The organism is Streptomyces sp. M92, assembly GCF_028473745.1.
Classification (GTDB): domain Bacteria; phylum Actinomycetota; class Actinomycetes; order Streptomycetales; family Streptomycetaceae; genus Streptomyces.
The window spans coordinates 7,534,498-7,559,386 of sequence record NZ_CP101137.1 but is presented as its reverse complement, the minus strand read 5'-3'; the positions used below and the strand labels follow the sequence as shown (position 1 = coordinate 7,559,386).

The window sequence follows — 24,889 nt, the reverse complement described above, 5'->3', positions numbered from 1 at the left end:
CCGGTGCGGTGTGAGCGAAGTGCCATGAACAGCGTGGCGCGGCACGGTTTTGTTACCGCAGTCACAGGGAAGGAGTTCACGCCCCATGGGGCGTGGCAGCGGGCTCCGGGGACCCGGTAGCGTGAGCCGACGATTCCGAAGGTCCCCCATTCACAGGAGTCCCGGTGACGCAGAGTGGACAGGGCGAGGAGCCCTCGCCGCGACAAGCGCGCGAAGGCATCGTGCTGCCCTCGGACGGTGGCGATCCGCTGGTACCGGGCCTGACCGGCGCGGGCGCGCCGGCCGGTCCCGCACCCGCGCCCGCCTCGGCGCCACCCGGCGGCCAGGCCTGGGACCGGCCGTGGGGGCCCGAGCAGCAGAGCCCGGCCCCTGAGCAGGGTTGGTCCACTCCGCCCGCCGCCCAGCCCTGGGGCTCCCCGGAGCCCGGAGCCCTGCCGCCCCAGGCGGGCCCCGGCCCGCTGCCTCCGGAGGGCGCGCAGGCCACGGCCGAGTACGGCGGGCAGACGTACGGAGCGTCGTCCCACGGGCAGGCGTACGGCGGTTCGTCCGGCGCGCAGACCTACGGCGGGCCGGCCGGGAGCCAGACGTACGGCTCGGGGCCGTCGTACGGGCAGCCGGGCCCGCAGGGGCAGTACCCCCAGTCGGACCCGCAGGGGCTTCACGGCCAGTCGGGACAGCACGGCCAGAGCGGTCAGCAGGCCGGTGAGTACGCTCAGGCCGGTGCGCAGGGTCAGGCTGGTCCGCAGGGGCAGTCAGGTCCGTTCGGCCAGTCGGGCCCGCAGGGTCACCATGGCCAGTCGGGGCTGCACGGTCAGCAGGTTCAGGCCGGCCAGCACGTTCAGAACGGTCAGCAGGCCGGTCACCGTGCTCAGTCCGGTCCGCAGGGTCAGCCCGGCGAGTTCGGCCAGTCGGGCCCGCAGGGCCACCACGGGCAAGCCGGGCCGCACGGCCAGCCCGTGCCTCAGGGCCAGTCGGGGAACCCCGGTCAGCTGGGCCCGCACGGCCAGCTGGGTCAGGCCGGGCCGCACCTCCACCCCGGCCTCCCCGGGCAGGGGTCCGCGGGCGACGACGGCGCCACGCAGTACCTGCCGCCCGTCGCGTCGGCCGCCGACGAGAGTGCGACGCAGTACATACCCCCGGTGCCCCCGGCCGGGAACCCGGCCGACGAGGGCGCCACGCAGTACATAGCCCCGGTCTCCCCGGGCGCCCTGCCCCCGGAGAGCCCCGCCCAGCCGCACGCCGAGTCGACGCAGTTCCTCGGCACGGCGGCACCGCAGTACTCGGCGCGGCCCGGCCCCGACTCCGACGCCGAGGCCACGCAGTTCATCGCGCCCGTGCCCGGCGGCCCCGCCGCCCCGGCCCCGTACGGCGGCGCGCCCGGCGGTGACGAGGGACGGCAGCCCCCCGCCGAATTCGACAGCCTCTTCCGCAGCGCCACGGGCGCCGACGGGCCGGCCTCGTCGACCCAGCAGCTGCCCGCCTTCGACGAGCCGCAGGCCGCGCACCGCGGCGGCCCCTCCGCCTACGCCCCGCAGGGCCCGCATCTCCGGCCCCGGGCGGCGGCGGCCGGCGCGGGGGCCACGACGACGGCCGGACCGGCGGCGGGCGCACCGGCTCGCGCGTGCCCATGCTCGCGGCCGTGGGCGTCGGCATCGCCGTCGTCGGCATCGGCGCGGGCGCGATGCTGGCCGGGGGCGGTGGCGAGGAGGACAAGGGCGGCAACCAGCCCGTGTCCGCGACGGCCCCCGTCTCCGAGTCCGCGTCGGCGTCCGCGTCACCGTCGCCGTCGGTCGACCCGGCCCGCGTGCAGGCCGTCGAACTGGACAAGCTGCTGGCCGAGAGCGGCACCGGCCGGACCACCGTGATCAACGCCGTGGCCGACGTGAAGAAGTGCGACAACCTGCCCCAGGCGGCCAAGGACCTGCGCGAGGCCGCCAAGCAGCGCACCGGGCTGGTCACCAGCCTCTCGAAGCTGCCCGTGGACAAGCTGCCGCGGCACGCCGAGCTGACCGCGGCCCTCACCAAGGCGTGGCAGGCCTCCGCGTCGGCCGACAACCACTACGCGGCCTGGGCCGACCGGACGGCCGGCAAGAAGGGCTGCAAGAAGGGCAAGGCCGCCACCCAGCCCAAGGAGGCCAACCGGGCGAGCGGCACGGCGAGCAAGGAGAAGACCAAGGCCGCCGCCCTCTGGAACGCCATCGCCAAGCAATACGGCCTCACCGAGCGCGGCCCCACCCAGCTCTGAGAGGGCGGCCCGACGGCCCCGGCCCGGCCGGGGTCCGCTCAGGCCACGTGGGCGTTCTGCAGGAGGCGGGTGGTGTCCACGGTGCCCTGGTGGGCGGAGGTCAGCCGGCCCTGCCGTACGACCTGGAGGGTGACCTCGGTGTTGACCAGGCGCGGGAAGCCGACCGAGGCCAGCTCGGCGGCGAACGTCCACCGGAGGGTGGGGGTGAGTCCGCCCGTGCCGACCTCCAGGCCGCCGTCCAGGGCCCGCCGTACGGTGCCGGCGCTCACCTCGCCGTCGTCGAGCGACTCGACGACCTTCTTGAAGACGGTGTACGCGATCCAGGTGGTCTGCACCCCGGCGTCGGCCGCGTCGACGTCGTTGTCGCCGAACGCCTCTTCCTTGATCACCTTCTTCATCCCGTTCCAGGCCGGGTCGCCCGCCTCCGGGTACCAGCCGGTGACGTACGCCCCCTCGTAGGGCCCGGACGCCCCGCCGCTCGCGTTGACCGTGGACTGGTCGACGCTGCCGAGCACGGTCGCGGTCCGTACGTCGGGGTAGTCCTCGCGGGCCCGGCGGAAGGAGTCCATGAAGGTGCCGGTGCGGTCGCCGAGGACGGGTACCACGCACCCCGGGTCCGCCGGGTCGCCGGTCGTGCTCCGAAGGGCCCGCTCGGCCTGGCCGCTGTACTCGGTGGCGTCCTCCGCCGCCCGCTGGTCCTCGGCGCGTTCGTGTCCGCCCGAGGTGAGCCCCGAGTCGAGCAGGACGGGGAGCTGGTCGCCCGCGATGGTGTCGGGACGGACGAGGGTGACGGGTCCGCAGGAGTCGGCGAGCGCGCTGCCGAGGCCGGCCAGCAGCGCGGGCTGGCCGCCGTTGACCGGGTAGGACAGCGGGCTGGTGAACTCCGCGTTGGTGATGCCGTAGCCGCCGATGTAGGGGATGCCGGCGCCCTCCAGCACGGGGAAGAAGGAGTCCGCGTGCTGGCTGTAGGAGCCGACGACCGCGACCGCCTCCTCGTTGACGGCGCGGCGGGCGCACTTGGCCGCGGCCACGCTGTCGTTGTGGTCGTTGCAGGTCAGCACGTTGAGCCGGCGGCCGCCGATGCCGCCGTTCGCGTTGACCCAGCGGGCGTAGGCCTGAGCGAAGGCGGGCATGCCCGGCTTGTTGGTGGCGTTCGTCTCCTGCGGCGCCCAGGTCATGACGGTGATCGGGCCGTCCCCCGAACCCCCCGTGGTACCGGGGAGGACGCCGCAGCCGACGGCGAGCGACACGCACGCCACCAGCGCGCCCGCCGACAGTGCGCCGGTGCGGGTGGCCCGGGAGCGGCCGCTCGGGCGGCGGAGGAAGCTGCTGCGGATGGGTCGCCTGCCGGTCATGTGCCCGCACGATTCCGTCACACGGCCAACCCGGCGGTGACCTGCGGTCAATGCACGGTGACACGGAGGTGAATTACGGGGGCCGGTGAGGAGCACCGGGAGGGGAACGTACGATCGATGACCGTGCAAGGTTCGGAGAACTCTTCCCGTCGTGGCCGTCGCTCCTCCACCATGGGCGGCATGCCCCTCAACGACATGCCGTGGTGGCGCTGGCGCAGCAACGTGCGCTCCGCGCTGCACATGCTCTCCGCCCCCGCCTTCCAGCGGGACGTCTGGCTGGCCGGCGTCGACGGCTACGGCGACGTCACCGACGCGGTGTACCGGCTGGTGGAGGACACCTGGCTGGACCACTGGTCCGCGGAGAAGTACGTGGGCACCGTCTTCCGGGACTCGCAGGAGGCGGCGCTCGTCGACACCGCCGTGCTGCGCGTACTGAGGATCATGCACCAGGTGGGGCCGGACGCGCCGGTGACCGCGTACCTCGACCACCCGGACTGGCCGGACGCGGTGCGGGCGGCGCGCGACGCGCACGTGCGGCTGGCCGCCAGTGACGGTGAGGACCCGGAGGCGGCGCCGCGCACGCTGGAGCTGCTGCAGATTCTGACCAGGTCCGCCTGACGGGACGACGCTCGGACGGCGGGCCCGGATATGGGACCCTGTCCTGCATGAACGAGCAGTCCTCCGCCGCCGTCCCGTCGGCCGCCGCCCAGGCCGACCAGTACGTCCTCACCCTCTCCTGCCCGGACAAGCAGGGCATCGTGCACGCCGTGTCGAGCTACCTGTTCATGACCGGCTGCAACATCGAGGACAGCCAGCAGTTCGGCGACCACGACACGGGACTGTTCTTCATGCGGGTCCACTTCTCGGCCGACGATCCGGTGACCGTGGACAAGCTGCGGGCCAGCTTCGCGGCGATCGGTGACGCCTTCCAGATGGACTGGCAGATCGACCGGGCCGACCGGAAGATGCGCATCGTGCTCATGGTCAGCAGGTTCGGGCACTGCCTGAACGACCTGCTCTTCCGGGCCCGGATCGGCGCGCTGCCGGTGGAGATCGCGGCGGTGGTCTCCAACCACACGGACTTCGCCGAGCTGGTGGGGTCCTACGGCATCCCCTTCCACCACATCCCCGTGACGAGGGACACGAAGGCGGACGCCGAGGCGCGGCTGCTGGAGATCGTGCGCGAGGAGAACGTCGAACTCGTCGTCCTCGCCCGCTACATGCAGGTCCTCTCGGACGACCTGTGCAAGCGGCTCAGTGGCCGGATCATCAACATCCACCACTCGTTCCTGCCGAGCTTCAAGGGCGCCAAGCCCTACCACCAGGCGCACGCGCGGGGCGTGAAGCTGATCGGCGCGACCGCTCACTACGTGACCGCGGACCTCGACGAGGGCCCGATCATCGAGCAGGAGGTCGAGCGGGTCGGCCACGACGTCACGCCGGACCAGCTGGTCGCCGTCGGACGGGACGTGGAGTGCCAGGCGCTGGCGCGGGCGGTCAAGTGGCACGCGGAGCACCGCATCCTGCTGAACGGCCGACGGACCGTCGTCTTCGCCTAGGGGCTGTCGGGCAGGCCCCGGGCGAGGACGACGGTCGTTCCGGTCGTTCACGGTCGTGCACGGTCACTTCGGGTCGTTGTTGAACTTGGCGGTCGCCCAGAAGTAGCCGAGTGCGGTGAGGGCGACACTCCAACCGAGGGCGAGCCATCCGTTGTGGCCGATCTCGGTGCCGAGGAGCAGGCCGCGCAGGGTCTCGATGGCGGGCGTGAAGGGCTGGTACTCGGCGATCGGCTGGAACCAGCCGGGCATGGAGTCGACCGGGACGAAGGCGCTGGAGATCAGCGGGAGGAAGATCAGCGGCATCGCGTTGTTGCTGGCGGCCTCGGCGTTCGGGCTGACCAGGCCCATCCCGACGGCGATCCAGGTCAGTGCCAGCGTGAAGAGCACCAGGAGCCCGAAGGCCGCCAGCCATTCCAGGGCGGTGGCGTCCGCCGAGCGGAAGCCGATGGCGACGCCGACGGCGCCGACGAGGACCACGCTCAGGACCGACTGGACCACGCTGCCGACGACGTGTCCGACGAGTACCGAGCCGCGGTGGATGGCCATGGTGCGGAACCGGGCGATGATGCCCTCGGTCATGTCGTTGGAGACGGAGACCGCGGTGCCGATCGTGGTGGACCCGATGGTCATCAGGAGCAGGCCCGGCACGATGTAGGCGATGTAGTCGGAGCGGTCGCCGCCGCCGATGCCGGTGCTCATGGTGTCGCCGAAGACGTAGACGAAGAGCAGTAGCAGCATGACCGGTGTGAGCAGCAGGTTCAGGGTGAGCGAGGGGTAGCGCCGGGCGTGCAGGAGGTTGCGGCGCAGCATGGTGGACGAGTCGCGTACGGCGAGGGCGAGGTTGCTCATCGGGCGGTCTCCTTCGGCTGGTCGGTCTGGGTGGTCTGGGCGGGGACGGCGGCGCCGCCGGTGAGGGCGAAGAAGACGTCGTCGAGGTCGGGGGTGTGGACGGTGAGTTCGTCGGCCTCGATGCCGGCGGAGTCCAGCCGGTCGAGGAGGGTGCGCAGGTCGCGCTGGCTGCCGTCGCTGGGGAGTTGCAGGGTGAGCGACTCGTCGTCGCGGGTGACCTCGCGCAGGGCGCCGGCCGCGGACCGGTAGGCGGCGGGGTCGGTGAAGCGGAGACGGACGTGGCCCCCGGGAATCATCCGCTTCAGCTCCTCCGCCGTGCCCTCGGCGGCGATGCGGCCGCCGTTGAGGACGGCGATGCGGTCGGCGAGTTCGTCGGCCTCCTCCAGGTACTGGGTGGTGAGGAAGACGGTGACGCCGTCGGAGACCAGTTCGCGGATGATCTGCCACATGTTGTGGCGGGAGCGCGGGTCGAGGCCGGTGGTCGGTTCGTCGAGGAAGATGATCCGGGGGCTGCCGACGAGGGTCATGGCGATGTCGAGGCGGCGCTTCATGCCGCCGGAGTAGGTGGAGGCGGGCTTCTTAGCGGCCTCGGTGAGGTCGAAGCGTTCCAGGAGTCCGGCGGCGACCCGCCGGCCCTCCTGCTTGGAGAGGTGGTGCAGGTCGGCCATGAGGAGCATGTTCTCCTCGCCGGTGATCAGTCCGTCGACGGCGGAGAACTGTCCGGTGACGCCGATCGCGGCCCGTACGGCCTGGGGGTGGGTGGCGAGGTCGTGTCCGGCGACGCGGAGGGTGCCGGCGTCGGCGGACACGAGGGTGGAGAGGATCTTGACGGCGGTGGTCTTGCCGGCGCCGTTCGGGCCGAGCAGGGAGAAGATCGTTCCTTCGGGGACGGCCAGGTCGACACCGTCGAGGACGGTCTTGTCGCCGTAGGACTTGCGCAGTCCGTTCGCCGCGATGGCCAGGTCGGTCATGGTCGTTGCTCCTCAGAGGCTGCGGGCGGTGATGTCGCCGTGGGCGGTGGTGGCGTGGATGGTCAGGCCGGGGGTGCCGTCGGTGTTCCTGAGCGCGTTGTCGATACGGCCGTAGCCGGTGCCGGCGTCCAGCGAGGCGGAGACCCCGGTGGCGGCACCGACCGCCACGTCACCGGACTGGGTGCGCAGCACGAGCCGGCCGCGCGCGGCCTCGGCGATCCGGATGTCGCCCTTCTGGGTGCTGATCTCGGCGGGCCCGCCCAGCCGGCCGACCGTGACGTCGCCGGCGGCGGTGGTGACCCGGACGCTCGCGGCCTCGTCGAGCTCGACCGGTCCGTGCGCGCCCTCGAGTTCGACGTCGCCGAGCCGTCCTGCGCCCCGGAACTCGGTGGCGGCCGCCCTCGCCTCGACGCGGGAACCGGCCGGCAGCCGGACCGTCACCTCGACGGACCCGGAGGCTCCCATGAGCTGGTTGTTCTCCGGCGCCACGACCCGCAGGACGCCGTCGCCGAACTCGACCCCGGTCTGCTCGGCCGCCCGCACGTCGCGGCCCTTCGAGGCGTTCGCGGGCAGGACCTCCACCGTGGTGTCTGCCCGGTCGGCGGCGATGAGCCGGACGCGTCCCGCGGGGATGGCGAGGACGGCGGAGATCGGGGCGGGGGTTTCGAAGGTCTGCATGGTGGTCTCCTGTGCTCGTCGGTCTTTCTGACGAGAGAAACGCTACGTTGCCTTCACGATTTCCTCAATAAGCTTGTTGCGCCTGCACGGTTAAATCACAGGTCACATGCGCTATTTCGTTGCAACAAAACTGTGAGGCAATGCAACGCTGGCTAGTCAGACGTTGCAATGGAGTAAGGGTGAACGCTATAGTGGCGGCACCAAGGGAGCGCGCGAAGGAGATCACGATGCCGGGAGGCAGGCTCACCCAGCAGGAACGTCAGCAGATCGCCCTGGGGCTGGCCGACGGCCTCGCCTACGCGGAGATCGCCAGACGCCTCGACCGTCCCACCTCGACGATCACGCGTGAGGTCATGCGCAACGGCGGCCCCACCGCGTACCGGGCCGACCTCGCCCACCGGGCCACCGAGCGCCGCGCCCACCGGCGCAGGCAGGCCGCGCCCCGGGGACCCCACACGCTCCCGCAGGCCCACGGGCGCGACGCCGAGGCGGTGCGCGAGTACGAGGAGACGCTGACCACCGTCTTCATGCAGTCGGGCACGCCGAAGATGATGGCCCGGGTGATGGCCTGCCTCTTCGTCAGCGACACCGGCAGCCTCACCGCCTCCGAACTCGTCCGGCGCCTCCAGGTCAGTCCGGCGTCCGTCTCCAAGGCGGTCGCGTTCCTCGACGAGCAGGGCCTCGTCCGCCGGGAACGCGACGAGTCCCGCCGCGAGCGCTACGTCATCGATGACGACGTCTGGTACCAGTCCATGGTCGCCAGCGCCCGCGGCACCCTGCAGATCGCCGAAACCGCACGCCAGGGCGTCGGCGTCCTCGGCTCCGGCACGCCGGCCGCCGCGCGCCTGGAGAACATGGCACGGTTCCTGGACTTCATCTCGGAGAGCATCGTCCGCGCCGCGAACCAGGCCCGCGAGGTCCTCCACACGGCACCCGCCACGCCCCCGGACGGCGCCGAGTGACCCCGCAGCGGACCCGGCCGTACGGAGTGGCCGGAATCCGCCCTACATCCGGCTCAGGCTGGCCGCCGCGAACAGGACGTCCCTGATCGCCTCGCGGTCGCCCACCTGACCGGCCGCCGCCTCCGCCGGAGGCACGTGACCCGCGGCCAGCCGGCAGAACTCCAAGCCGTCCAGGGCGACATGGGCCACCTCGTGGTCGGCGGAGCCCCTGGCGCCCGGCGAGTCGAGCGGGATCAGCCACTCGCCGCCGCCCGAGCCCTCGATCTCCAGCCGCAGACTCCGCCCCGGCTCACCCGCGGTGACCAGGTGCGGGCGGGCGCCCGGCGCGGTCAGCCCGGCCCGGCGGCGCTGGGCCAGGGCACCCGGCAGCATCCGGGCCGCGAGGTCGATCATGCGGTTCAGATGGCGGGCGGAGGGCGGCTCGTACGGGTAGTCCACCGCGTCCGCGATGTCCTCGGCGTGCACCCAGCACTCGAACGCCCGGTCCAGCATGGCGTCCCGCAGCGGCAGTTCGAAGTCGCCGTACGACACGGGCATCCCGCCCGAGTCGCCGGTGAAGGACACGGTCCGGACGATGCCGTGGCTCAGCTCGCGCCAGGGCGCCCGCACCGCACGGGTGGGCGGGTAGTGCGAGGTACGCCAGTACGCCTCCGTGCGGCTGCCCGGCGCCGAAGTGGGCGCGGTGATGTCCCCCAGCGGATCGGCGAGGCCCAGGGCGACCGCGACCAGTCCGTCGACGGTCAGCAGGTGCGCGATGACCCCGGCGACGGTGGTACGGCGGCTCGCGGCACCGTCGGCCTCGAACCAGCGCAGCCGGACCGGGGCGTGCCACTCGGCGTCGCCGATGTCCTGCAGCAGGGCGTCCAGCCTCGCGGTCTCGGCGTCGTACGGCGTCGCCCACTCGGGCACGGGGATGCGCGGCGGGCGCCGCTCCAGGCACCCCTCCAGGACGCGGGTGCGCAGCGCCGGGTCCAGGTCGAGGCTCTCCGGCCGCTGGAGCAGGGTGACGGCGTCGCGCAGCCGCAGCGCCTCGTCGGCACAGGGGGCGCACTCGCCGATGTGCTCCTCGACCGCCGCCGCCTCCTCGGCCGAGCAGGCGGCCAGCGCCCACGCCCCGAGGAGCGACGTCAGCACGTGGTGCTCCAGCGCGACCGGCCCGCCCGGCGCCACGTCGGGCAACGCCCGCCCGGTGTCCTCGACGGAGGCGCGGGGGAGCGGTATGCGTGGGGCGGGGTCGTTCGGGGCGTCGGGGGCGCTGGGGCCGCCTGGTGCGTCGCTCGGCGTCGGTCCGTCCGGTCCGCCCGGTGGTTCGTCGCGCGGCGGGCTCCCGGGCCCGCCGGAAGGGTCGCCGGGGCCCGGCGAGGCGGCGGCGGTGCCGTCGGGCGAGGGCGTGGCGGGGTGCGCCGGTGCGTCGTGGCCGCCCCGCGGCGCCGGGCCGTTGTCCCCGGAGCCTCCGCTCTCCGGAGTGCCCGCGTCCCCGTCCTCGTCGTGGGCCCCCTTCACGCCGCACCCCCGTATCCCGGCGGCGCGCCCGGCGCCCCCGGGGAGCCGGCGTCGCGGGCCGTGGCCAGGAGCTGGAGGCCCAGGCGCAGGCGGCGGCGGGCCTCGTCCTCCGTGACGCCCAGGTCGGCGGCGGTCTGGCGGTAGTCGCGGCGCTGGAAGTAGGCCAGCTCCAGGGCGGCGCGCAGCGGGGCCGGCATGGACTGGACGATGTAGTCGGCGCGCGCGGCGACCGAGGCGTGCCGCACCTTCGTCTCCAGCTCCTCCACGCTTCCGGAGCCGCCGCGGGCGAGGGCGGCCGTCTCCGTGGCCCGCAGCCGCTGCACGGCCAGCCGGCGGGTCAGCGCGGCGATCCAGGTGCGCAGCGGGCCCTGGCGGGGGTCGTAGGCGTCCGGATGCTCCCAGACGTGCGCGAAGACGTCGCGCGTGAGGTGGTCGGCGGCGCGCTCGTCGTCGAGCACGCGGTGCGCCAGACCGTGCACCATCGACGCGAACCGGTCGTACAGCTCACCCAGGGCGGCGGCCTCGCCGCGTGCCAGCCGCTGCTGCATCTTCCGGTCCCAGCGCGGCGGTACGTCCCTCTGCGCCATGCGGCCTCTTCACCCCCTGCACCTGTGCGTACCCGTAGTCGCACTCCAGCCTGCGGCCGACGTCTCCCCGAATGTAGTCGGCACGTCCGACACCGCACGCCCCTTTGTCTCAATGCGCGCCCCCGGCGGCCCGCACGTGCTAGGCGCCTCGCCTACCCTCTATCGTGCGACCGGAACCGATCGAACAGGATCGAAACCGTCTGAAACAAGCCTTTTCCGATCGTTCCCCGTTTCCGGGTCGGCGTTTGCGGGAACGGCCGGTGGGCAGGCGCGCGCCCAAGAAGCGTAAGCATGGCTTCCGTTTCGGGTGAATTTCGGGTGATTCCGGACGTCCGATGTACCGGCGACTGAAGGGCATGGTGGTGACGTTCAATGTGACCGGCGGCGAGCAGGGCGAATGGGCCGTGCTCCAGGTGTCGGGTGAGCTGGACCTGGTGACGTCACCGGTGCTGCGGCAGCGGGTGCACGACGAGGTGGCCGAGGGGCGGCACAGCCTCGTCCTGGACCTCTCCGAGGTCCTGTTCTGCGATTCCAGCGGGGTCGGTGTGCTCATCGCCTCCAGGCGGCTCATCCGCTCCTGTCAGGGGCGGCTGCGCCTGATACTGCCCGCCCAGGGAGCCGTCGACGGTTCCCACGTCAACCGCGTCCTCGGCGCGCTCGGTGTGCGCCGCCTCTTCGACGTCCACCCCGACCTCGCCTCGGCGACCGGCGACAGGCCCCGCCCGCTGTCCGCCTGAACCGCGGGCCCGCCCGGCCCGTCGGCCCGTATGCCGCCCGCGGCCGCGGCCGGCGTCATACTCTCCGAGCGAGACGCAGACCACCGACACCGACGTGAGGCGGCCGGAGAGAACCATGGTCAACAGCGAGTACGAGCGCAGGATCGCCGCGCGCTTCGCCACCTTCGACCAGGACGGCAACGGTTACATCGACCGTGCGGACTTCAACGCGGCGGCCAAGGCGCTGCTCGCCGAGTTCGGCACCGCCGCCCGTTCCGAGCAGGGGCAGGCCCTGTACGGCGGCGCGGAGGCGCTCTGGCAGGGCATGGCGGGCATCGCCGACCGGGACGGCGACCAGCGCATCACCCGTGAGGAGTTCGTCACCGCGGCGGTCAAGCGGCTGCGGGACAACCCGGACCGGTTCGCCGAGATCGCCCGCCCCTTCCTGCACGCGGCCCTGGACGTCGCCGGCACCGACGGCGACGGAGCGGTCGGCGTCGAGGACGTCGCGCGGGTCCTCGCCGTGCTCGGCGTGCCGGACGAGACCGCGCGGCCGGTCGCCGCCGCCCTCGACACCGACGGCGACGGCAAGGTGGGGGAGGCGGAGATCGTCCCGGCCTTCGCCCGCTACTTCACGGTCCCGGAGTAGCGCGCCACGCGCCTTCGGGCGCCGCCACCCGTCTCCACCCCTCCCCACCCCTCTCCACCCGTCGCCGCGCGGGATGTCACGGATCGTGGCACGGCGGCGTCACGGAGCGTCGATACCGGGTTGTGCCCGCCGTGTGACCCGTCACGGCCCGGAGTCGGCGCCACACTCCGGTACCTTGTGTGGGATGCGAGTGGTCCTGAGCGCCGGCCGTGCCGGAGTTGCCCCTGGGGCGACTCCGGAACCGGGAATGTGCGCCTTGCCCCGCAGGGCGGAACGGCCGTCGGCCGCCGCCTGTTCGACTCCCCGGAGCGGGCGTCGCACAGTATGCCGCAGGGGTACTCCTTCGCGCTGGAATATGCCCGAAGCGCTTGTTGGCGTGACTGTACGTCAACCATGCTGTCCCACATGGGATTCACGTTCCGTGATCCCTGCCCCGGCCGTTGTTCTGGCCATGCAGAGAATGGCTACGATCGTGGCCCTCATGAGGCGCGAGCCTTTGTGTCCGCCGGTTCGGATGGTGTGAGCGGTGCAGGTGCTTCAAGTGCAGCTGGAGGTCCGGCCCGACCCCTCGGAAGTGGGGCGGGCCCGGCGGTGGGCGCGCTCACGGCTCGCCGGGTCCGGGATACAGGCCGACGAACCACTCGCCGAGACGCTGGTGCTCCTCGTCTCCGAGCTCGTCACCAACGCCGTGGTGCACACCGGCCGTTCGGCCGTACTGCGGCTGGTGCTCCCGGGGGCGGTGACGGAGGGGGCCGGGGAGGCCACCGTCCGCCTCGAGGTGGACGACGCGAGCGACCGGGCTCCGGTGCCCCGCTGCGTGGACGGCGATCAGACGGGCGGCCGGGGTCTCGCCCTGGTCGACGGCCTGGCCGACCGCTGGGGCTGGAGCCGCGAGGGCACGGGCAAGCGCATCTGGTGCGAACTGGACCGCTGCGCCGGGCCGGAGGACACCGCGTCGGTCCGTGGCCGCGGTACCGGCGCGGTCGCGTACGAGGGGTACGCGTACGAAGTGGTGTAGCGGCCGGCGCGGAACGCGGAGGCGCCCGGTGCACGGAGGCCGTCGCCCCCGGGGGGCCGGTGCGGCAGTGCGCCGGGCCGTGCTTCCGTGCGCGTCCCGTACGAACGGGGTGTAAGTGGTGAACGGCCCGCCGCCGGTTGACGGATCGTCACCGTTTCCTCACGCTTGGAGGCGACGATTCGCCGTGAGGGGACGTCGAGGGCTCGGTGACGGAGCCCTCGACGAGTGTGGGTCGTGTTTCGGCGGCGGTTCCCTCGGGGGCGACGGGAGCCGGGCGGGAGCGCCGGAGTCGGGTGGCGGCGCGCGATGCCATGCTCGGGGCGGTCGGCGCCGCGCCGCCGGCCGACGAGTTCCGTCCGCCGCCCCTCATTCTCCACAGGCTGTGGACAAGTCGGGCCGGAAGGTCCGCCGGTACGCGGTCGGGGTGACCCCGAGCGCCGCCTGCAGATGCTGCCGCATCGACTGGGCCGTACCGAAGCCCGCGTCGGAGGCCACCTGGTCGACGGAGAGGGCGGTGGACTCCAGCAGGTGCCGGGCTCGTTCGACGCGCTGCCCGGTGAGCCACTGGCCCGGACTGACGCCGACCTCCTCGCGGAAGCGACGGGTGAAGGTGCGCACCGACATCGACTCCTGCGCGGCCATGTCCCGCAGCTGGATCGGCTCCTGGAGCCGGGCGAGTGCCCAGGCACGGGCGTTGGTCGTGGAGGACTGCCCCGGATCGGGCACCGGCCGTTCGATGTACTGAGCCTGTCCGCCGTCGCGGTGCGGCGGTACGACCGTGCGGCGGGCCACCTCGTTGGCGACCGCCGTGCCGTGGTCACGGCGCACGATGTGCACGCACAGGTCGATGCCGGCCGCGACGCCGGCCGAGGTCAGTACGTCGCCGTCGTCGACGAACAGCACGTCGGCGTCCACCCGCACCTTGGGGAAGAGCCGCTGGAAGTGCTCGGCGGAGGCCCAGTGGGTGGTCGCCGGGCGCCCGTCGAGGAGACCGGCGGCGGCCAGGACGTACCCGCCCGTGCAGATCGCCACCAGCCGGGTGCCGGGCCGGACGTGGGCGAGCGCGGCGGCCAGTTCCTCCGTCAGCACGCCCTCGTCGTGGACCGGACCGAGCTCGTAGGAGGCCGGGACGACGACCGTGTCGGCGGTGGCCAGGGCCTCGGGGCCGTTCTCCACCATGATCGCGAAGTCCGCGTCGGTCTCGACGGGCCCGGGTGGGCGGACGGAACAGGTGACGACCTCGTACAGGCGGCGCCGCCGCTCGTCGCGCGCGAGTCTGAAGATCCGCTGCGGGATGCCCAGTTCGAAGGGGAGCGCGCCGTCGAGGGCCAGCACGACGACGCGGTGCGGCCGGGGGGCGGGGAGAGCTGGGGACGTACGGTCGGACGTCATGGCCCGATCCTAGCGAACGCTGTCCTTCGGGCCACTCGATCGGCCGGGACCCGTCCCCGAAGCTCAATGACGTGACCCAGACAACCGACGACGCAGCAGCCGTTCACCAGCCGGAGCCCGACCGCCCGCGCCGCCGCCCCCGCGTGCACCGCGCCTGGTGGGTCGCCGCCGTCACCTTCGTGACGATCATCGGCGCGGCCGCCTTCCGCTCCCTGCCCGGCATCCTCATCGACCCGCTCCACCAGGACTTCGGCTGGTCACGCGGCACGATCGGCGCCGCCGTCTCCGTCAACCTCGCGCTCTACGGGCTGACCGCGCCCTTCGCCGCCGCGCTCATGGACCGCTTCGGCATCCGCCGCGTGGTCGCCGTCGCCCTGACCGTCATCGCGCTCGGCTCGGGCGCGACGGTCTGGATGGAGTCGGCGTGGCAGCTGATCCTCTGCTGGGGCCTGCTGGTGGGCCTCGGCTCCGGCTCCATGGCACTGGCCTTCGCCGCCACCGTCACCAACCGCTGGTTCACCGCACGCCGGGGCCTGGTCACCGGCGTCCTCACCGCCGCCTCCGCCTCCGGGCAGCTGATCTTCCTGCCGCTGCTGTCCTGGATCGTCGAGACGTACGACTGGCGCCCCGCCGCCGTCACCGTCGCCCTGGCCGCCCTAGCCGTCGTCCCCTTCGTCTGGCTCCTCCTGCACGACCACCCCGCCGACGTCGGCCTCGCGCCGTACGGCTCCGACGAGTTCGTCCCCAAGCCCGCCCCCGTGCCCGGCGCCGCCCGCCGCGCCCTCACGGTCCTCTTCTCCGCCGCCCGCACCGGCCCCTTCTGGCTGCTCGCCGGTACCTTCGCGATCTGCGGCGCCTCCACCAACGGCCTGATCCAGACCCACTTCATCCCCGCCGCCCACGACCACCACATGCCGCTGACGACCGCCTCCGCGCTGCTCGCCGTCATCGGGGTCTTCGACGTGGTCGGCACCATCGCCTCCGGCTGGTTCACCGACCGCTTCGAGCCGCGCCGCCTGCTCGCCGTCTACTACGCCCTGCGCGGCATCTCCCTCCTCTTCCTCCCCCTCCTGCTCGCGCCCAGCGTCCACCCCCCGATGGTCTTCTTCATCGTCTTCTACGGCCTCGACTGGGTCGCCACCGTCCCGCCCACCCTCGCCCTGTGCCGGGAGCAGTACGGCGAGGACAGCGCCATCGTCTTCGGCTGGGTCCTCGCCTCCCACCAGGTCGGCGCCGCCCTCGTCGCCTTCCTCGGCGGCGTCGCCCGCGACGAGTTCGGCTCCTACGACGTCGTCTGGGTCGCCTCCGGCGCCCTGTGCGCGGCGGCGGCCCTGATGGCCCTGGTGATCCGGCGCCGTCCGGCCGCGGTGCCCGGCGGCACCGCCTAAGGCCTGTCCGGCAGCCGCGCCACCCGCCCCGCCTCCCGCTTCGCCACCGCCCCGGCGATACGGCCGGCGTCGAGGCCCAGTTCGCGGAGCATGCCGCTGATCGGGTTGGTGAAGCCGGTGAAGTACAGGCCGGGGGCGTCCGGCGGGGTGCGGGCGCCCCGTGAGGTCGGCCTGCCGCGGGCGTCGAGTACGCCGAGGTGGCCGACCAGGGCCTCCAGCCCCCGGCGGTAGCCGGTGGCGGCGATCACCGCGTCCGGGGCGGTGCGGGTGCCGTCGGCGAGGACCACCTTGCCGTCCTCGAAGCCCTCCACGGCGGCCACGACCTCCACCCGCCCCTTGCGCACCGCGTCGATCAGACCGACGTCCTGCACCGGTATCGCGCCCTCCGCGGCGCGGGTGAGCAGGCCGGTCTCCGGGCGGGGCAGCCCGTGCGCCGACAGGTCGGGCGTGCTGATCCGGGCCAGCGGCCGGGCGAGCCGGTCCACGAGACGGGCGGGCAGGCGGCGGACCAGGACACCGTTGTACTGGGCGGGCCAGCCCGCGGTGGAGCGGCGGACGATGTGCGGCGCGGTGCGCACCGACAGCCGGACCCGGCCGGCCCCGCCCTCCACCAGGTCCACGGCGATCTCGGCGCCCGTGTTGCCGACGCCGACGACCAGGACGTCGCGGCCCGCGTAGGGGGCCGCGTTCCGGTACTCGGCGGCGTGCCGGAACTCGCCGGTGTACGTCTCACGCCCGGGCCATTCCGGCACCCGCGGGGTGTGGTTGTAGCCGGTGGCGACCACCACCGCGGCGCCGGTCAGCTCACGGCCCCCGGAGGCGTGCAGCGTCCAGCCGGCACCGTCGGACGCGTGCTCGACGCGGAAGACCTCGACGCCGGTGACGATCTCCAACTGGTGGACCTCGGCGTACTTCTCCAGGTACCGCACCACGTCGTCCCGGGCGACCCACCGCCCGAAGCGGCGCGGCATCGGCAGGCCGGGCAGCGCCGACAGGCGGCGGGTGGTGTGCAGACGCAGCCGGTCGTAGTGGCGCCGCCAGGAGGCTCCGACGTGGTCGGCGCGCTCCAGGACGACGGCCCGTACGCCGCGGGCGCGCAGCGCGTGGGCGACGGCGAGGCCGCCGGGGCCGGCGCCGATGACGTACACGGGGCGCTCCGCGGGGTGGGCGGGCTGCGGCTGAGCGGACGCTGTGGAGTCGGCCATGCCGCGAGCGTAATCAAGGCTCGGCTTGATGGGTCTCGGTCAAGACCGGAATCGGTTGCGGAACGGTCACGGCCGCGGCGGTCGGCTTCAATGGCCCGATGGCCTCCACACGCATGCCCACCCTGCTCTCCTCCCTGCCCCAACCCCGCGGACACGGACTGCGCTTGCGTCCCTGGGACGCCGGGTCCGACGCCGACGCGGAGAGCTGGCTGCGCGGCTGCCTGGACCCCGAGTTCCAGCGCTGGAACACCCCGCTCAAGCTGTGGACCGACCTCGCCGGCGCCCGCGAGTCGCTGCGCGCACGGGCCCGGGAGGCGAGAGAGGGCCGGGCCGCGTCGTTCCGGATCACGGACGGGGAGAGCGGTACGACGCTGGGCCACATCGGCGTCAACGAGATCAACCTGCCGCTGCGGCTGGCGCGGGTCGGCTACTGGGTGCTCCCCGAGGCCCGCGGCCGGGGCGTCGCCACCCGCGCCCTGCTCCTCGCCTCACGCTGGGCCTTCGCGGAACTCGGCCTGCACCGCCTGGAACTGGGCCACGCGCTGGGCCACGACGCCTCCTGCCGCGTCGCCGAACGGTGCGGGTACGCCCACGAGGGCACGATGCGGGGCGCGATGTTCGAGACCGGCCGGCACGACGCGTTCCGCGACGCCCACCTGCACGCCCGGCTGGCGACGGACACGGAGCCGGCCCCGCCGCGCGGGCGGGGCTGAGCGCCGCGCGCGGGTGCGCGGCGGCGGGGGAGGCCGTGGGGAGGCCGTGGGGGAGGCCGCTCCACCCCGCCCGGTACGCATGGGTGTGTGCGGCCGGCCGGGGCGCCGTTGTCCGTTCAGTCCGGTGTGCGCTTACCGTGACCGGCGGACGTGTGCGGGGCCGTTTCCGATGCCCGGTACGCGCTGACCGCGGGCGGACGCCTGCCTTGCCCGGCGGGCGGTGTCGCGCGGGGTGTGGGTGGGTGCGTGGGCGGGTGGGTGTGCGGCCGGCCGGGGCGCGGTTTCCGGCCGGTGCGGTGCGCGGTCGCCGCAGCGGGCGGGCGTGCCGGGGGCCGTCCCCTGCCCGCCCGCCGCTGACGGGCGTCCCCGGCGGACCGTGGCTGCCTGCCGGTCAGGGCCACAGCAGGCCGGTGCGCCAGGTGGCGCCCCCGTTGTGCCGCGTCCGCCGGTAGGCGAGCCGTACGTGGCGGCGGTGGGGGTCGCCCTGGAAGAACTCCACCTCGTCGGGGCGCAGCCGGTACAGCGTCCAGGACGGGGCCGGGGTCTCCGGCTCGCGGCGTGCCCGTTCCCAGGCCGCCTCGGAGGCGCGGGCCAGTTCCTCCAGTGACCCCAGGTCCTCGCTCTGCCGCCCGGTGAGCGCGGCGGCCAGGGCGCCGGTCGACCGCGCGCGCAGGTCGGCCCGCGCCTCCTCGGCCGGTGCGACGGTGACCGGGCCGCGCACCCGCACCTGGCGGCCCAGCACCGGCCAGTGGAAGACGAGCGCGGCGTACGGGCGGGCCGCCAGGTGCCGGCCCTTGCGGCTGCCGGCGTGCGTGGCGAAGGACCAGCCGTCCTCGTCGGCCCCGTGCAGCATGACGATCCGCGCGTCCGGCAGCCCCTCCGCGTCCGCGGTCGCCAGCGACACCGTGTGCGGTTCGCGCTGCCCGGCCGCCACCGCCTCGGCGAACCACCGCGTGAACAGGACCAGCGGGTCGCCGGGCGCGGCGGCCGGGTCGAAGGGCGGCAGTTCGGTGACCGCGGGGTCCCACACCCGCAGCGACCTCAGCAGCTCGTGGAGATCGGTCGGCTCGGTTTCCATGCCCCGATTGTCACGTGCGCTCAGACCGAGCCGAGGTCCGAGGACACCCACCGTTCGGGACGCATCCGGACGATGACCTGGTCGCCGTGGTTGGCGGAGGCGAAGGCGACGTAGCCGTCGACCTTGTCGGCCGGGAGGTAGCGGGCGGAGATCTCCCGCAGGTCCTCCTCCGTGGCGGTGACCGTCTCGACGACCGGCCCCTCCACCGACACGTACCGGATGGTGGGCTCCAGCCGGTCGACCATCAGCGAGAACCGCCCGGCCGCCTTGATCAGTTGGTTCTTGCGGCTGTCCAGTCCGGTCATGATCCAGACGTCGCCGCCGGGCTCGTACTGGTACCAGATCGGCACGGTCAGCGGTGCGCGGCCCGCTCCTGCGTCCACCGCGAGGGCGGCGATGTGGGGCTCGGCCAGGAACTTCTCACGCTCTTCGCGGGTCAGGGCCATTGCGGTCTCCTCCAGCGGGTACGGGCGTCGGTCGCTTCCTCGGTACCGCGTCAACGCCGGTCGGGACGGCGGCTGTTCCCCGGCGCCCGGCGGCCGACGGGATCAGGACAGCGCCAGGCGCTGCACCAGCAGGAACGCGCCGATGCCCAGCATCGCGGCCCCCGACGTACGGGTGACCGCACGCGCGGCGGCCGGCCGGGCGCCCAGGACGGCACGGGCGGCGAGACCCACCGTCAGGTAGACGGCGGCACAGCACGCCATGTGCAGCAGCCCCAGGACGACAGTCTGCACGGGCACCGGCAGGTGCGCACCCCGGGTGACCAGGAACTGCGGCAGTACGGACAGGTAGAGCAGCAGGCCCTTGGGGTTGAGCCCGCTGATCGTCGCGCCGCGCAGGAAGACCCGGGCGCGGGAACCGCCCTGCGCGGTGGCTGAACCCTCCGCGCCGGCCGGCCCCTCCTCCCGCGCTCCACCGGGAGTGCCCGGCCGCCGCAGCACCCCCCACCCCAGCCACACCAGGTACGCCGCGCCCGCCACCGTCAGCGCCGTGAGCAGCTCCGGCGACCCGGCCACCAGGACCGCCAGCCCCGCCGCCGCCAGCAGCGTGTGCAGCGCGTACCCGGCGACCAGGCCGCCCACCGCCCACGTCACCGACCGTTCGCGCAGTCCCGCCGCGATGGCGTACGCCCAGTCCGCGCCCGGCACGCACACCAGCAGCAGGTCGAGGGCGAGGAAGGAGAGAAGCAGTGCCGAGTCCATGCCGGGAAGATTAGGGGCAGATGCCCCGAAGGTGTTCCCGAAGTTTTCCCCGTACGGCACCTTTGGTGGAAGAATTTCCTCCATGGACGACATGGACCGGAAGATTCTTGCCGAGCTCCAGCAGGACGGGCGGCTGACCGTGACCGAACTGGCCGCGCGCGTGCGGCTGAGTGTCTCGCCGTGCCACCGGCGGCTGCGCGAGCTGGAGCGGTCTGGGGCGATCGGCGGCTACCGGGCGGTGGTGGACCCGGCCGCGGTGGGCCTGAACTTCGAGGCGCTGGTCTTCGTGTCGATGCGGCAGGAGGACCGGGAGACGGTCGCCGAGTTCGAGCGGGCGGTCGGCGAGGTGGAGGAGGTGGTGGACGCGCAGCGGCTGTTCGGGGAGCCGGACTACCTGCTGCGGGTGGTCGCCGCCGACCTGGCGGCCTACCAGCGGCTCTACGACGAGCGGCTCGCCACCCTGCCCGGGGTGCTGCGGCTGACGTCGACGCTGGTGATGAAGCACGTGGTGCGGGACCGGCCGCTGCCGGCGTAGTGCGGGGCGCGACGGAGATGACAGGCTGCCGCTTCCGGCGCCGGACGGACCGGCTCTGCCCGGCGGACTGTTCCGCGAGCCGCTCTGCGAGCTGTTCCGCGGACTGTTCTGCGGGCTACTTGGCGGGCTTCTTGCCGGTGACGCCGAGGTGCATCAACAGCGAGAGGGCGGGCTTGAGTTCGGCCTGCTTGACGCCCCAGGAGGAGAAGCCCTTCTGGTGCGAAGCGGCGGCGGCCAGCATGACGACCAGGGAACCGGCGATCGCCGCGGGGTTCACGTCCTTGTCGACCTTGCCCTTGGCCTGCAACTCGGCGACGGATTCCGTGAGGGAGGAGTTCACCGAGTTCAGGACCTTCATGCGGATCTTGGAGAACCGTTTGTCCCCCTCGGCCGCACCCAGGTCGACGACCCGGAGGATCGCGTCGTTCTTCCGCCAGAAGTCCAGGAACCCGTCGACCAGTTCCTGCGCCGTCTGCCAGCCCGCCTTGCCGGTCCACGAGCGGCCCGCCGTCAGCTCGGACAGCCCGGAGCTCTCGGCGGCCATGTGGTCGGCGAGCTCCAGGACGGCGCCCTCGACGTCCGGAAAGTACTGGTAGAACGTCGCGGGCGAGGTGCCGGCCTTGCGGGCGACATCGATGACCTTGACATCGCGATAGGGGGAGGAGCTGAGCATGTCGCTGAGGCAGTCGAGCAGTTTCTGCCGGGTCGCCTGCCCACGTCGACCGGCCACGCGGCCGTCGACGGTACGCACTTGTCCTGTCATGCCGTCAGCTTACCGACGGGTGATCCCAGCGCGATTCGGCCGACTGCAAATGGGGTGTGCGGGCGCCAAGAGGCTGGTGTGCCTGGTCTGCGCGGTGCGGGCGGCGCGGTTACTTTGACGGCATGGCCGAAAACGGGGCATCACAGAGGACGTCGTCCGCTCGTCCGGAACTCCCTCAAGGCGCACCCTGCTGGGTGGACGCCCAGCTGCCGGACCTGGAGGCGGGCAAGCGCTTCTACGGCGAGCTCTTCGGGTGGACCTTCGACGCACCGGAGGAGGAGACCGTACGGGCGCGGCTGGACGGCGAGCCCGTCGCCGCGCTGGTCCGCAAGACGGACGGCCGGATGCCCACCGTGTGGTCCGTGTACTTCCACACCTCGGACGCCGCCGCGCTGGCCGGGCGCATCCGGGCGGGCGGCGGTCAGATCGTCACCCCGCCCCACCCGGTCGGCGACCAGGGCACCACCGCGCTCGCCGCCGACCCGGACGGCGCCGTCTTCGCCCTCTGGCAGCCGGACCGCCACCGCGGCTTCGGACGCCGGCACGAGCCGGGCGCCTTCACCTGGGCCGAGCTGTACACGCGGGACACCGAGGCCGCCAACGCCTTCTACGGCGACCTGTTCCACGACGCCCTCTTCGGGCCGGACGCCGCTCCCGACTTCGGCCGCGCCCCCGTCTCCTCCGTCTTCCCGGCCGAGATGCCCCCGCACTTCCTCGTGCACTTCCTGACCGGTGACGTCGAGGCCGCGCTCGGCAGGGTGGCCCGGCTCGGCGGGCGGGTACGGGTGCCTCCGTTCGAGACGTCGTACGGAGGGGTGGCCGTGGTCTCCGACGACCAGGGCGCGTCGTTCGCGCTGCTGCAGCGCTGAGCGGAGACAGCGAGGGACGCGAGCCGCCACCCGGACGCCTTTGTCCGAGATCGGGAGACACACCCCGATTGTCCCCAGGTTCGCCACCAGCGCTCCGGACAGGAAGAATCGGGGTGCGTGCCGCCACTGGGGTGCGGTGGTGAGACGCTGCACTTCGGTCGCGTACATATGTGGGTGGCGCGGCTCGTACGGGGAGGTGGCAGGCAAGTGGTGGATCAGCTGACGCAGCACGATCCGCGGCGGATCGGGCCGTTCGAGGTGCTGGGGCGGCTCGGCGCCGGCGGCATGGGGCTGGTCTATCTCGCGCGCTCGGCGTCCGGGCGGCGCGTGGCGATCAAGACGGTCCGCACGGAGCTGGCGGAGGACCAGCTGTTCCGCGTCCGCTTCACGCGGGAGGTGGAGGCGGCCCGCGCGGTCTCCGGCTTCTACACCGCCGCCGTGGTCGACGCCGACCCGCGCGCCGCGGTGCCGTGGCTGGCCACGGCCTACGTGCCCGCTCCCTCCCTCGAGGAGATAGTGAACGAGTGCGGGCCGCTCCCGGCGCAGGCGGTGCGCTGGCTGGCGGCGGGCGTCGCGGAGGCGCTCCATTCGATCCACGGCGCGGGCCTGGTCCACCGCGACCTGAAGCCGTCCAACGTCCTCGTCGTCGAGGACGGCCCCCGGGTGATCGACTTCGGCATCGCGTCCGGCGTCTCGAACACCCGGCTGACGATGACCAACGTCGCCGTCGGCACGCCCGCCTACATGTCGCCGGAGCAGGCCAAGGACTCCCGCAGCGTCACCGGCGCCAGCGACGTCTTCTCGCTCGGCTCGATGCTGGTCTTCGCCGCGACCGGGCACCCGCCCTTCCACGGCGCCAACCCGGTCGAGACGGTCTTCATGCTGCTGCGCGAGGGCCCCGACCTCGAAGGCCTCCCCGACGAGCTGCGCCCGCTCATCGAGGCCTGCATGCAGATGGAGGCCACGGCCCGCCCCAACCCGGCCGACCTCCAGGCCCAGCTCGCCCCGCACCTGTTCGGCTCCGGCTCGGACGACAGCGGTACGGCGTCGGCGTGGCTGCCGGAGCGGGCGGTGGGCCTGATCGAGAGCCGCCGGGGCGGCCGCCCCGCGCCCAAGCTCGCCACGACCGCCGGCGGCCGGGGCGGTGCCGGAGGAGGAGCGCACGGCGGCCCCGCGGGCCCCGCCTCCGCCGTACCGGCGCCCCCGCTCCCGCCCCCGCCCTCCCACGACCCCGTCGTACCGGCACCGCCCGGACACGCGCCGCCGGTGCCCGCGCCCGTCGGCTCGCCCGACTCCCCGGTCCGGCTGGCCGGGGTATCCGTGCCCATCGGCCCCGGGCCGCGCGTCGCCGACATGCGCGCCGCCGCCGTCGCCGCGCCCCCGCCGGAGTCCGCCCTCGCCGCGTCCTGGTCCCGCCCGCGCCCCGGCGTCAACGGCGCCGAACCCGCCGTACCGGCCGCGCCGCCCGCCCCCGCCACGCCCCCGGAGGCGTCGCCGGCGGGCTGGCGGCCCTGGCGCTTCCGCATGTCCAACGACGTGTGGGGCACCCCCGCCGTCGCCGAGGACCTGGTCTACGTCACCTCCTTCGAGGTGCACGCCCTGGACGTCGCCACCGGCCGGCGCCGCTTCAAGACCCGGGACGTCGCCTGGTCGATGTCGGTCGCCGACGGCCGTATCCACGCCTCCGACGGCCCGACCCTCTTCGCCCTCGACGCCCGCGAGGGCGCCGACCTGTGGCGCGTGCAGACCGACGCGTGGGTGTACTCGCTCCAGGCCGAGCGGGGCACCGTCGTCACCGCCACCCGGGGCGGCGGCGTGCAGGGCTGGGAGGCCTCGGGCGGCCAGAAGCTGTGGGAGATCACCGGCTGCCAGACCGACTTCGAGTCCCCTCAGGCGGGCGCCGCGCTCCACGAGGGGACGGTGTACGTCTGGCAGGACGCGCGGCTGCGGGCCATGGACGCCCGTACCGGCGACGAGCGCTGGTCGTACCCGATCGGCGACGCCGCCTCCTGCGGCGGGGTCCCGGTCCGGGTCGCCCCCGCCCCCGACGGCTACGTCTACGTCTCGGCCGGCACCCGGGTCCTCGCCCTGGAGGTCGCCTCCGGGCACGTCCGCTGGCACTTCGAGGCCCCGGCGGTCTTCCTCGCCCCGCCCGCCTTCGTGCCGGGCCCCGCGGTGACCGGCGGCGGCGTCTACCTCGCCGACTACCTCGGCACCGTCTACGCCCTCGACGCCACCGACGGCCGCGACCGCTGGCGCATCGCCACCGAGGCCCGCTCCTCCACCGACCCCGTCCTGGTCGCCGCCGGGCACGTCCACGTCGGCAGCGGCAAGGGCCTCTACACCCTGGACGCGGTCACCGGCACGCCCAAGTGGCGCTTCCAGGCGGGCGGCGACATCGTGGGCGCCCCCGCGGTCGCCGAGGGCCGCATCCACTTCGGCTCCACGGACCACCTCCTCTACACCCTGAAGTCCGACGACGGCCGCCTGCGCTGGAAGCTCGCCACGGGCGGCGAGATCACCGGCTCACCGGTGGTGCGGGACGGCATCGTGTACGCGTGCAGCAAGGATCGCTGCGTGTACGCGCTGGACGCGGAGAAGGGCACGGGGACGGCCCGTACGACGTGAGTCCGGGCGCCGGCGGCATCG

23 protein-coding genes and 1 pseudogene are annotated in these 24,889 nt (G+C 73.6%); 12 read left to right on the top strand and 12 right to left on the bottom strand.

The genetic code is table 11. The features are described 5' to 3' along the window. The first annotated feature begins 221 nt into the window (after nt 1–221). Nucleotides 222–2,245 (top strand): annotated as a pseudogene (locus M6G08_RS36180) (hypothetical protein). A 38-nt stretch (nt 2,246–2,283) separates the two neighbouring features. Here M6G08_RS36180 and M6G08_RS34855 read toward each other — a convergent pair. Further along, entirely contained in the window at nt 2,284–3,600 is a 1,317-nt protein-coding gene (locus M6G08_RS34855) for an ABC transporter substrate-binding protein (protein WP_272591114.1), read from the bottom strand. 117 nt (nt 3,601–3,717) lie between these two features. Between M6G08_RS34855 and M6G08_RS34850 the strand changes: the two genes are divergently transcribed. Both M6G08_RS34850 and purU read left to right on the top strand, forming a co-directional pair. Continuing rightward, the gene (locus tag M6G08_RS34850) at nt 3,718–4,218 is read left to right on the top strand and encodes an SCO4402 family protein (protein WP_272591113.1); all 501 of its coding nucleotides are present in this window, start codon (nt 3,718–3,720) and stop codon (nt 4,216–4,218) included. A 47-nt stretch (nt 4,219–4,265) separates the two neighbouring features. Next, entirely contained in the window at nt 4,266–5,159 is an 894-nt protein-coding gene (gene purU / locus M6G08_RS34845; protein ID WP_272591112.1) for a formyltetrahydrofolate deformylase, read from the top strand. Between the two features lie 63 nt (nt 5,160–5,222). On the opposite strand, the gene M6G08_RS34840 is transcribed toward purU, so the two are convergent. Genes M6G08_RS34840 through M6G08_RS34830 form a run of 3 tightly spaced genes read right to left on the bottom strand, consistent with a single transcriptional unit; the run spans nt 5,223 to nt 7,657 of the window. Next, nucleotides 5,223–6,008 carry an ABC transporter permease gene (locus M6G08_RS34840; protein ID WP_272591111.1) on the bottom strand — a complete coding sequence of 262 codons (786 nt, stop codon included), beginning with the start codon at nt 6,006–6,008 and terminating at the stop codon, nt 5,223–5,225. After that, complete coding sequence (locus M6G08_RS34835; protein WP_272591110.1) at nt 6,005–6,979, bottom strand: efflux ABC transporter ATPase subunit, DrrA-related; 975 nt, start codon at nt 6,977–6,979, stop codon at nt 6,005–6,007. The genes M6G08_RS34840 and M6G08_RS34835 overlap by 4 nt, the downstream gene beginning before the upstream one ends. 12 nt (nt 6,980–6,991) lie before the next feature. Beyond that, on the bottom strand, nt 6,992–7,657 hold the full coding sequence (locus M6G08_RS34830; protein ID WP_272591109.1) for a DUF4097 family beta strand repeat-containing protein: 666 nt from the start codon (nt 7,655–7,657) through the stop codon (nt 6,992–6,994). 227 nt (nt 7,658–7,884) lie between these two features. Between M6G08_RS34830 and M6G08_RS34825 the strand changes: the two genes are divergently transcribed. Then, the gene (locus tag M6G08_RS34825) at nt 7,885–8,619 is read left to right on the top strand and encodes a GbsR/MarR family transcriptional regulator (RefSeq protein WP_272591108.1); all 735 of its coding nucleotides are present in this window, start codon (nt 7,885–7,887) and stop codon (nt 8,617–8,619) included. A 42-nt stretch (nt 8,620–8,661) separates the two neighbouring features. Here the strand turns inward: M6G08_RS34825 and M6G08_RS34820 are convergent, their stop codons facing one another. Further along, nucleotides 8,662–10,122, bottom strand: coding sequence for a maleylpyruvate isomerase N-terminal domain-containing protein (locus tag M6G08_RS34820; protein ID WP_272591107.1), 1,461 nt, complete (start codon nt 10,120–10,122; stop codon nt 8,662–8,664). Then, a complete protein-coding gene (locus M6G08_RS34815) occupies nt 10,119–10,709 on the bottom strand; it encodes a sigma-70 family RNA polymerase sigma factor (RefSeq protein WP_272591106.1) in 591 nt (196 codons plus the stop codon). The genes M6G08_RS34820 and M6G08_RS34815 overlap by 4 nt, the downstream gene beginning before the upstream one ends. Before the next feature lie 356 nt (nt 10,710–11,065). Here M6G08_RS34815 and M6G08_RS34810 point away from each other — a divergent pair, with 356 nt between their 5' ends. From M6G08_RS34810 to M6G08_RS34800, 3 genes are all read left to right on the top strand, one after another. Beyond that, nucleotides 11,066–11,446: an STAS domain-containing protein gene (locus M6G08_RS34810; RefSeq protein WP_073729810.1), complete on the top strand. Its 381-nt coding sequence runs from the start codon at nt 11,066–11,068 to the stop codon at nt 11,444–11,446. Nucleotides 11,447–11,561: 115 nt separating this feature from the next. Next, the gene (locus M6G08_RS34805) at nt 11,562–12,074 is read left to right on the top strand and encodes an EF-hand domain-containing protein (protein ID WP_272591105.1); all 513 of its coding nucleotides are present in this window, start codon (nt 11,562–11,564) and stop codon (nt 12,072–12,074) included. A 541-nt stretch (nt 12,075–12,615) separates the two neighbouring features. Next, the gene (locus M6G08_RS34800) at nt 12,616–13,092 is read left to right on the top strand and encodes an ATP-binding protein (protein ID WP_272591519.1); all 477 of its coding nucleotides are present in this window, start codon (nt 12,616–12,618) and stop codon (nt 13,090–13,092) included. A 366-nt stretch (nt 13,093–13,458) separates the two neighbouring features. Here M6G08_RS34800 and M6G08_RS34795 read toward each other — a convergent pair whose 3' ends face one another. Next, nucleotides 13,459–14,484: a GlxA family transcriptional regulator gene (locus M6G08_RS34795; RefSeq protein ID WP_272591104.1), complete on the bottom strand. Its 1,026-nt coding sequence runs from the start codon at nt 14,482–14,484 to the stop codon at nt 13,459–13,461. Between the two features lie 71 nt (nt 14,485–14,555). Between M6G08_RS34795 and M6G08_RS34790 the strand changes: the two genes are divergently transcribed. Then, the gene (locus tag M6G08_RS34790; RefSeq protein WP_272591103.1) at nt 14,556–15,872 is read left to right on the top strand and encodes an MFS transporter; all 1,317 of its coding nucleotides are present in this window, start codon (nt 14,556–14,558) and stop codon (nt 15,870–15,872) included. On the opposite strand, the gene M6G08_RS34785 is transcribed toward M6G08_RS34790, so the two are convergent. Next, complete coding sequence (locus M6G08_RS34785) at nt 15,869–17,077, bottom strand: flavin-containing monooxygenase (protein ID WP_272591102.1); 1,209 nt, start codon at nt 17,075–17,077, stop codon at nt 15,869–15,871. The genes M6G08_RS34790 and M6G08_RS34785 overlap by 4 nt on opposite strands. A gap of 98 nt (nt 17,078–17,175) precedes the next feature. Between M6G08_RS34785 and M6G08_RS34780 the strand changes: the two genes are divergently transcribed. Then, nucleotides 17,176–17,790: a GNAT family N-acetyltransferase gene (locus tag M6G08_RS34780; protein ID WP_272591101.1), complete on the top strand. Its 615-nt coding sequence runs from the start codon at nt 17,176–17,178 to the stop codon at nt 17,788–17,790. A gap of 391 nt (nt 17,791–18,181) precedes the next feature. Here M6G08_RS34780 and M6G08_RS34775 read toward each other — a convergent pair whose 3' ends face one another. The 3 genes from M6G08_RS34775 to M6G08_RS34765 form a co-directional block, all read right to left on the bottom strand. Further along, nucleotides 18,182–18,868, bottom strand: coding sequence for a pyridoxine/pyridoxamine 5'-phosphate oxidase (locus M6G08_RS34775; protein WP_272591100.1), 687 nt, complete (start codon nt 18,866–18,868; stop codon nt 18,182–18,184). Between the two features lie 20 nt (nt 18,869–18,888). Next, on the bottom strand, nt 18,889–19,314 hold the full coding sequence (locus tag M6G08_RS34770) for a pyridoxamine 5'-phosphate oxidase family protein (protein ID WP_272591099.1): 426 nt from the start codon (nt 19,312–19,314) through the stop codon (nt 18,889–18,891). Nucleotides 19,315–19,416: 102 nt separating this feature from the next. Beyond that, nucleotides 19,417–20,073, bottom strand: coding sequence for a LysE family translocator (locus tag M6G08_RS34765; RefSeq protein WP_272591098.1), 657 nt, complete (start codon nt 20,071–20,073; stop codon nt 19,417–19,419). 82 nt (nt 20,074–20,155) lie between these two features. On the opposite strand from M6G08_RS34765, the gene M6G08_RS34760 reads away from it, so the two are divergent. Further along, nucleotides 20,156–20,608: an Lrp/AsnC family transcriptional regulator gene (locus M6G08_RS34760; RefSeq protein WP_272591097.1), complete on the top strand. Its 453-nt coding sequence runs from the start codon at nt 20,156–20,158 to the stop codon at nt 20,606–20,608. Nucleotides 20,609–20,723: 115 nt separating this feature from the next. Here the strand turns inward: M6G08_RS34760 and M6G08_RS34755 are convergent, their stop codons facing one another. Continuing rightward, the gene (locus tag M6G08_RS34755) at nt 20,724–21,359 is read right to left on the bottom strand and encodes a TetR family transcriptional regulator (RefSeq protein ID WP_272591518.1); all 636 of its coding nucleotides are present in this window, start codon (nt 21,357–21,359) and stop codon (nt 20,724–20,726) included. A gap of 134 nt (nt 21,360–21,493) precedes the next feature. Between M6G08_RS34755 and kbpA the strand changes: the two genes are divergently transcribed. Together kbpA and afsK are read left to right on the top strand one after the other, a co-directional pair. Continuing rightward, nucleotides 21,494–22,240, top strand: a complete 747-nt coding sequence (gene kbpA / locus M6G08_RS34750) for an AfsK-binding protein KbpA (RefSeq protein WP_272591096.1) — start codon at nt 21,494–21,496, stop codon at nt 22,238–22,240. Nucleotides 22,241–22,447: 207 nt separating this feature from the next. Further along, a complete protein-coding gene (gene afsK / locus M6G08_RS34745; protein ID WP_272591095.1) occupies nt 22,448–24,868 on the top strand; it encodes a protein serine/threonine kinase AfsK in 2,421 nt (806 codons plus the stop codon). Nucleotides 24,869–24,889: the final 21 nt, after the last annotated feature.

Bases quoted from the DNA above. Each gene is read 5' to 3' on its own strand.
- M6G08_RS34855 (WP_272591114.1), bottom strand. From the start codon at position 3,600: ATGACCGGCAGGCGACCCATCCGCAGCAGCTTCCTCCGCCGCCCGAGC.
- M6G08_RS34850 (WP_272591113.1), top strand. From the start codon at position 3,718: ATGACCGTGCAAGGTTCGGAGAACTCTTCCCGTCGTGGCCGTCGCTCC.
- purU (WP_272591112.1), top strand. From the start codon at position 4,266: ATGAACGAGCAGTCCTCCGCCGCCGTCCCGTCGGCCGCCGCCCAGGCC.
- M6G08_RS34840 (WP_272591111.1), bottom strand. From the start codon at position 6,008: ATGAGCAACCTCGCCCTCGCCGTACGCGACTCGTCCACCATGCTGCGC.
- M6G08_RS34835 (WP_272591110.1), bottom strand. From the start codon at position 6,979: ATGACCGACCTGGCCATCGCGGCGAACGGACTGCGCAAGTCCTACGGC.
- M6G08_RS34830 (WP_272591109.1), bottom strand. From the start codon at position 7,657: ATGCAGACCTTCGAAACCCCCGCCCCGATCTCCGCCGTCCTCGCCATC.
- M6G08_RS34825 (WP_272591108.1), top strand. From the start codon at position 7,885: ATGCCGGGAGGCAGGCTCACCCAGCAGGAACGTCAGCAGATCGCCCTG.
- M6G08_RS34815 (WP_272591106.1), bottom strand. From the start codon at position 10,709: ATGGCGCAGAGGGACGTACCGCCGCGCTGGGACCGGAAGATGCAGCAG.
- M6G08_RS34810 (WP_073729810.1), top strand. From the start codon at position 11,066: ATGGTGGTGACGTTCAATGTGACCGGCGGCGAGCAGGGCGAATGGGCC.
- M6G08_RS34805 (WP_272591105.1), top strand. From the start codon at position 11,562: ATGGTCAACAGCGAGTACGAGCGCAGGATCGCCGCGCGCTTCGCCACC.
- M6G08_RS34795 (WP_272591104.1), bottom strand. From the start codon at position 14,484: ATGACGTCCGACCGTACGTCCCCAGCTCTCCCCGCCCCCCGGCCGCAC.
- M6G08_RS34785 (WP_272591102.1), bottom strand. From the start codon at position 17,077: ATGGCCGACTCCACAGCGTCCGCTCAGCCGCAGCCCGCCCACCCCGCG.
- M6G08_RS34780 (WP_272591101.1), top strand. From the start codon at position 17,176: ATGGCCTCCACACGCATGCCCACCCTGCTCTCCTCCCTGCCCCAACCC.
- M6G08_RS34775 (WP_272591100.1), bottom strand. From the start codon at position 18,868: ATGGAAACCGAGCCGACCGATCTCCACGAGCTGCTGAGGTCGCTGCGG.
- M6G08_RS34770 (WP_272591099.1), bottom strand. From the start codon at position 19,314: ATGGCCCTGACCCGCGAAGAGCGTGAGAAGTTCCTGGCCGAGCCCCAC.
- M6G08_RS34765 (WP_272591098.1), bottom strand. From the start codon at position 20,073: ATGGACTCGGCACTGCTTCTCTCCTTCCTCGCCCTCGACCTGCTGCTG.
- M6G08_RS34760 (WP_272591097.1), top strand. From the start codon at position 20,156: ATGGACGACATGGACCGGAAGATTCTTGCCGAGCTCCAGCAGGACGGG.
- kbpA (WP_272591096.1), top strand. From the start codon at position 21,494: ATGGCCGAAAACGGGGCATCACAGAGGACGTCGTCCGCTCGTCCGGAA.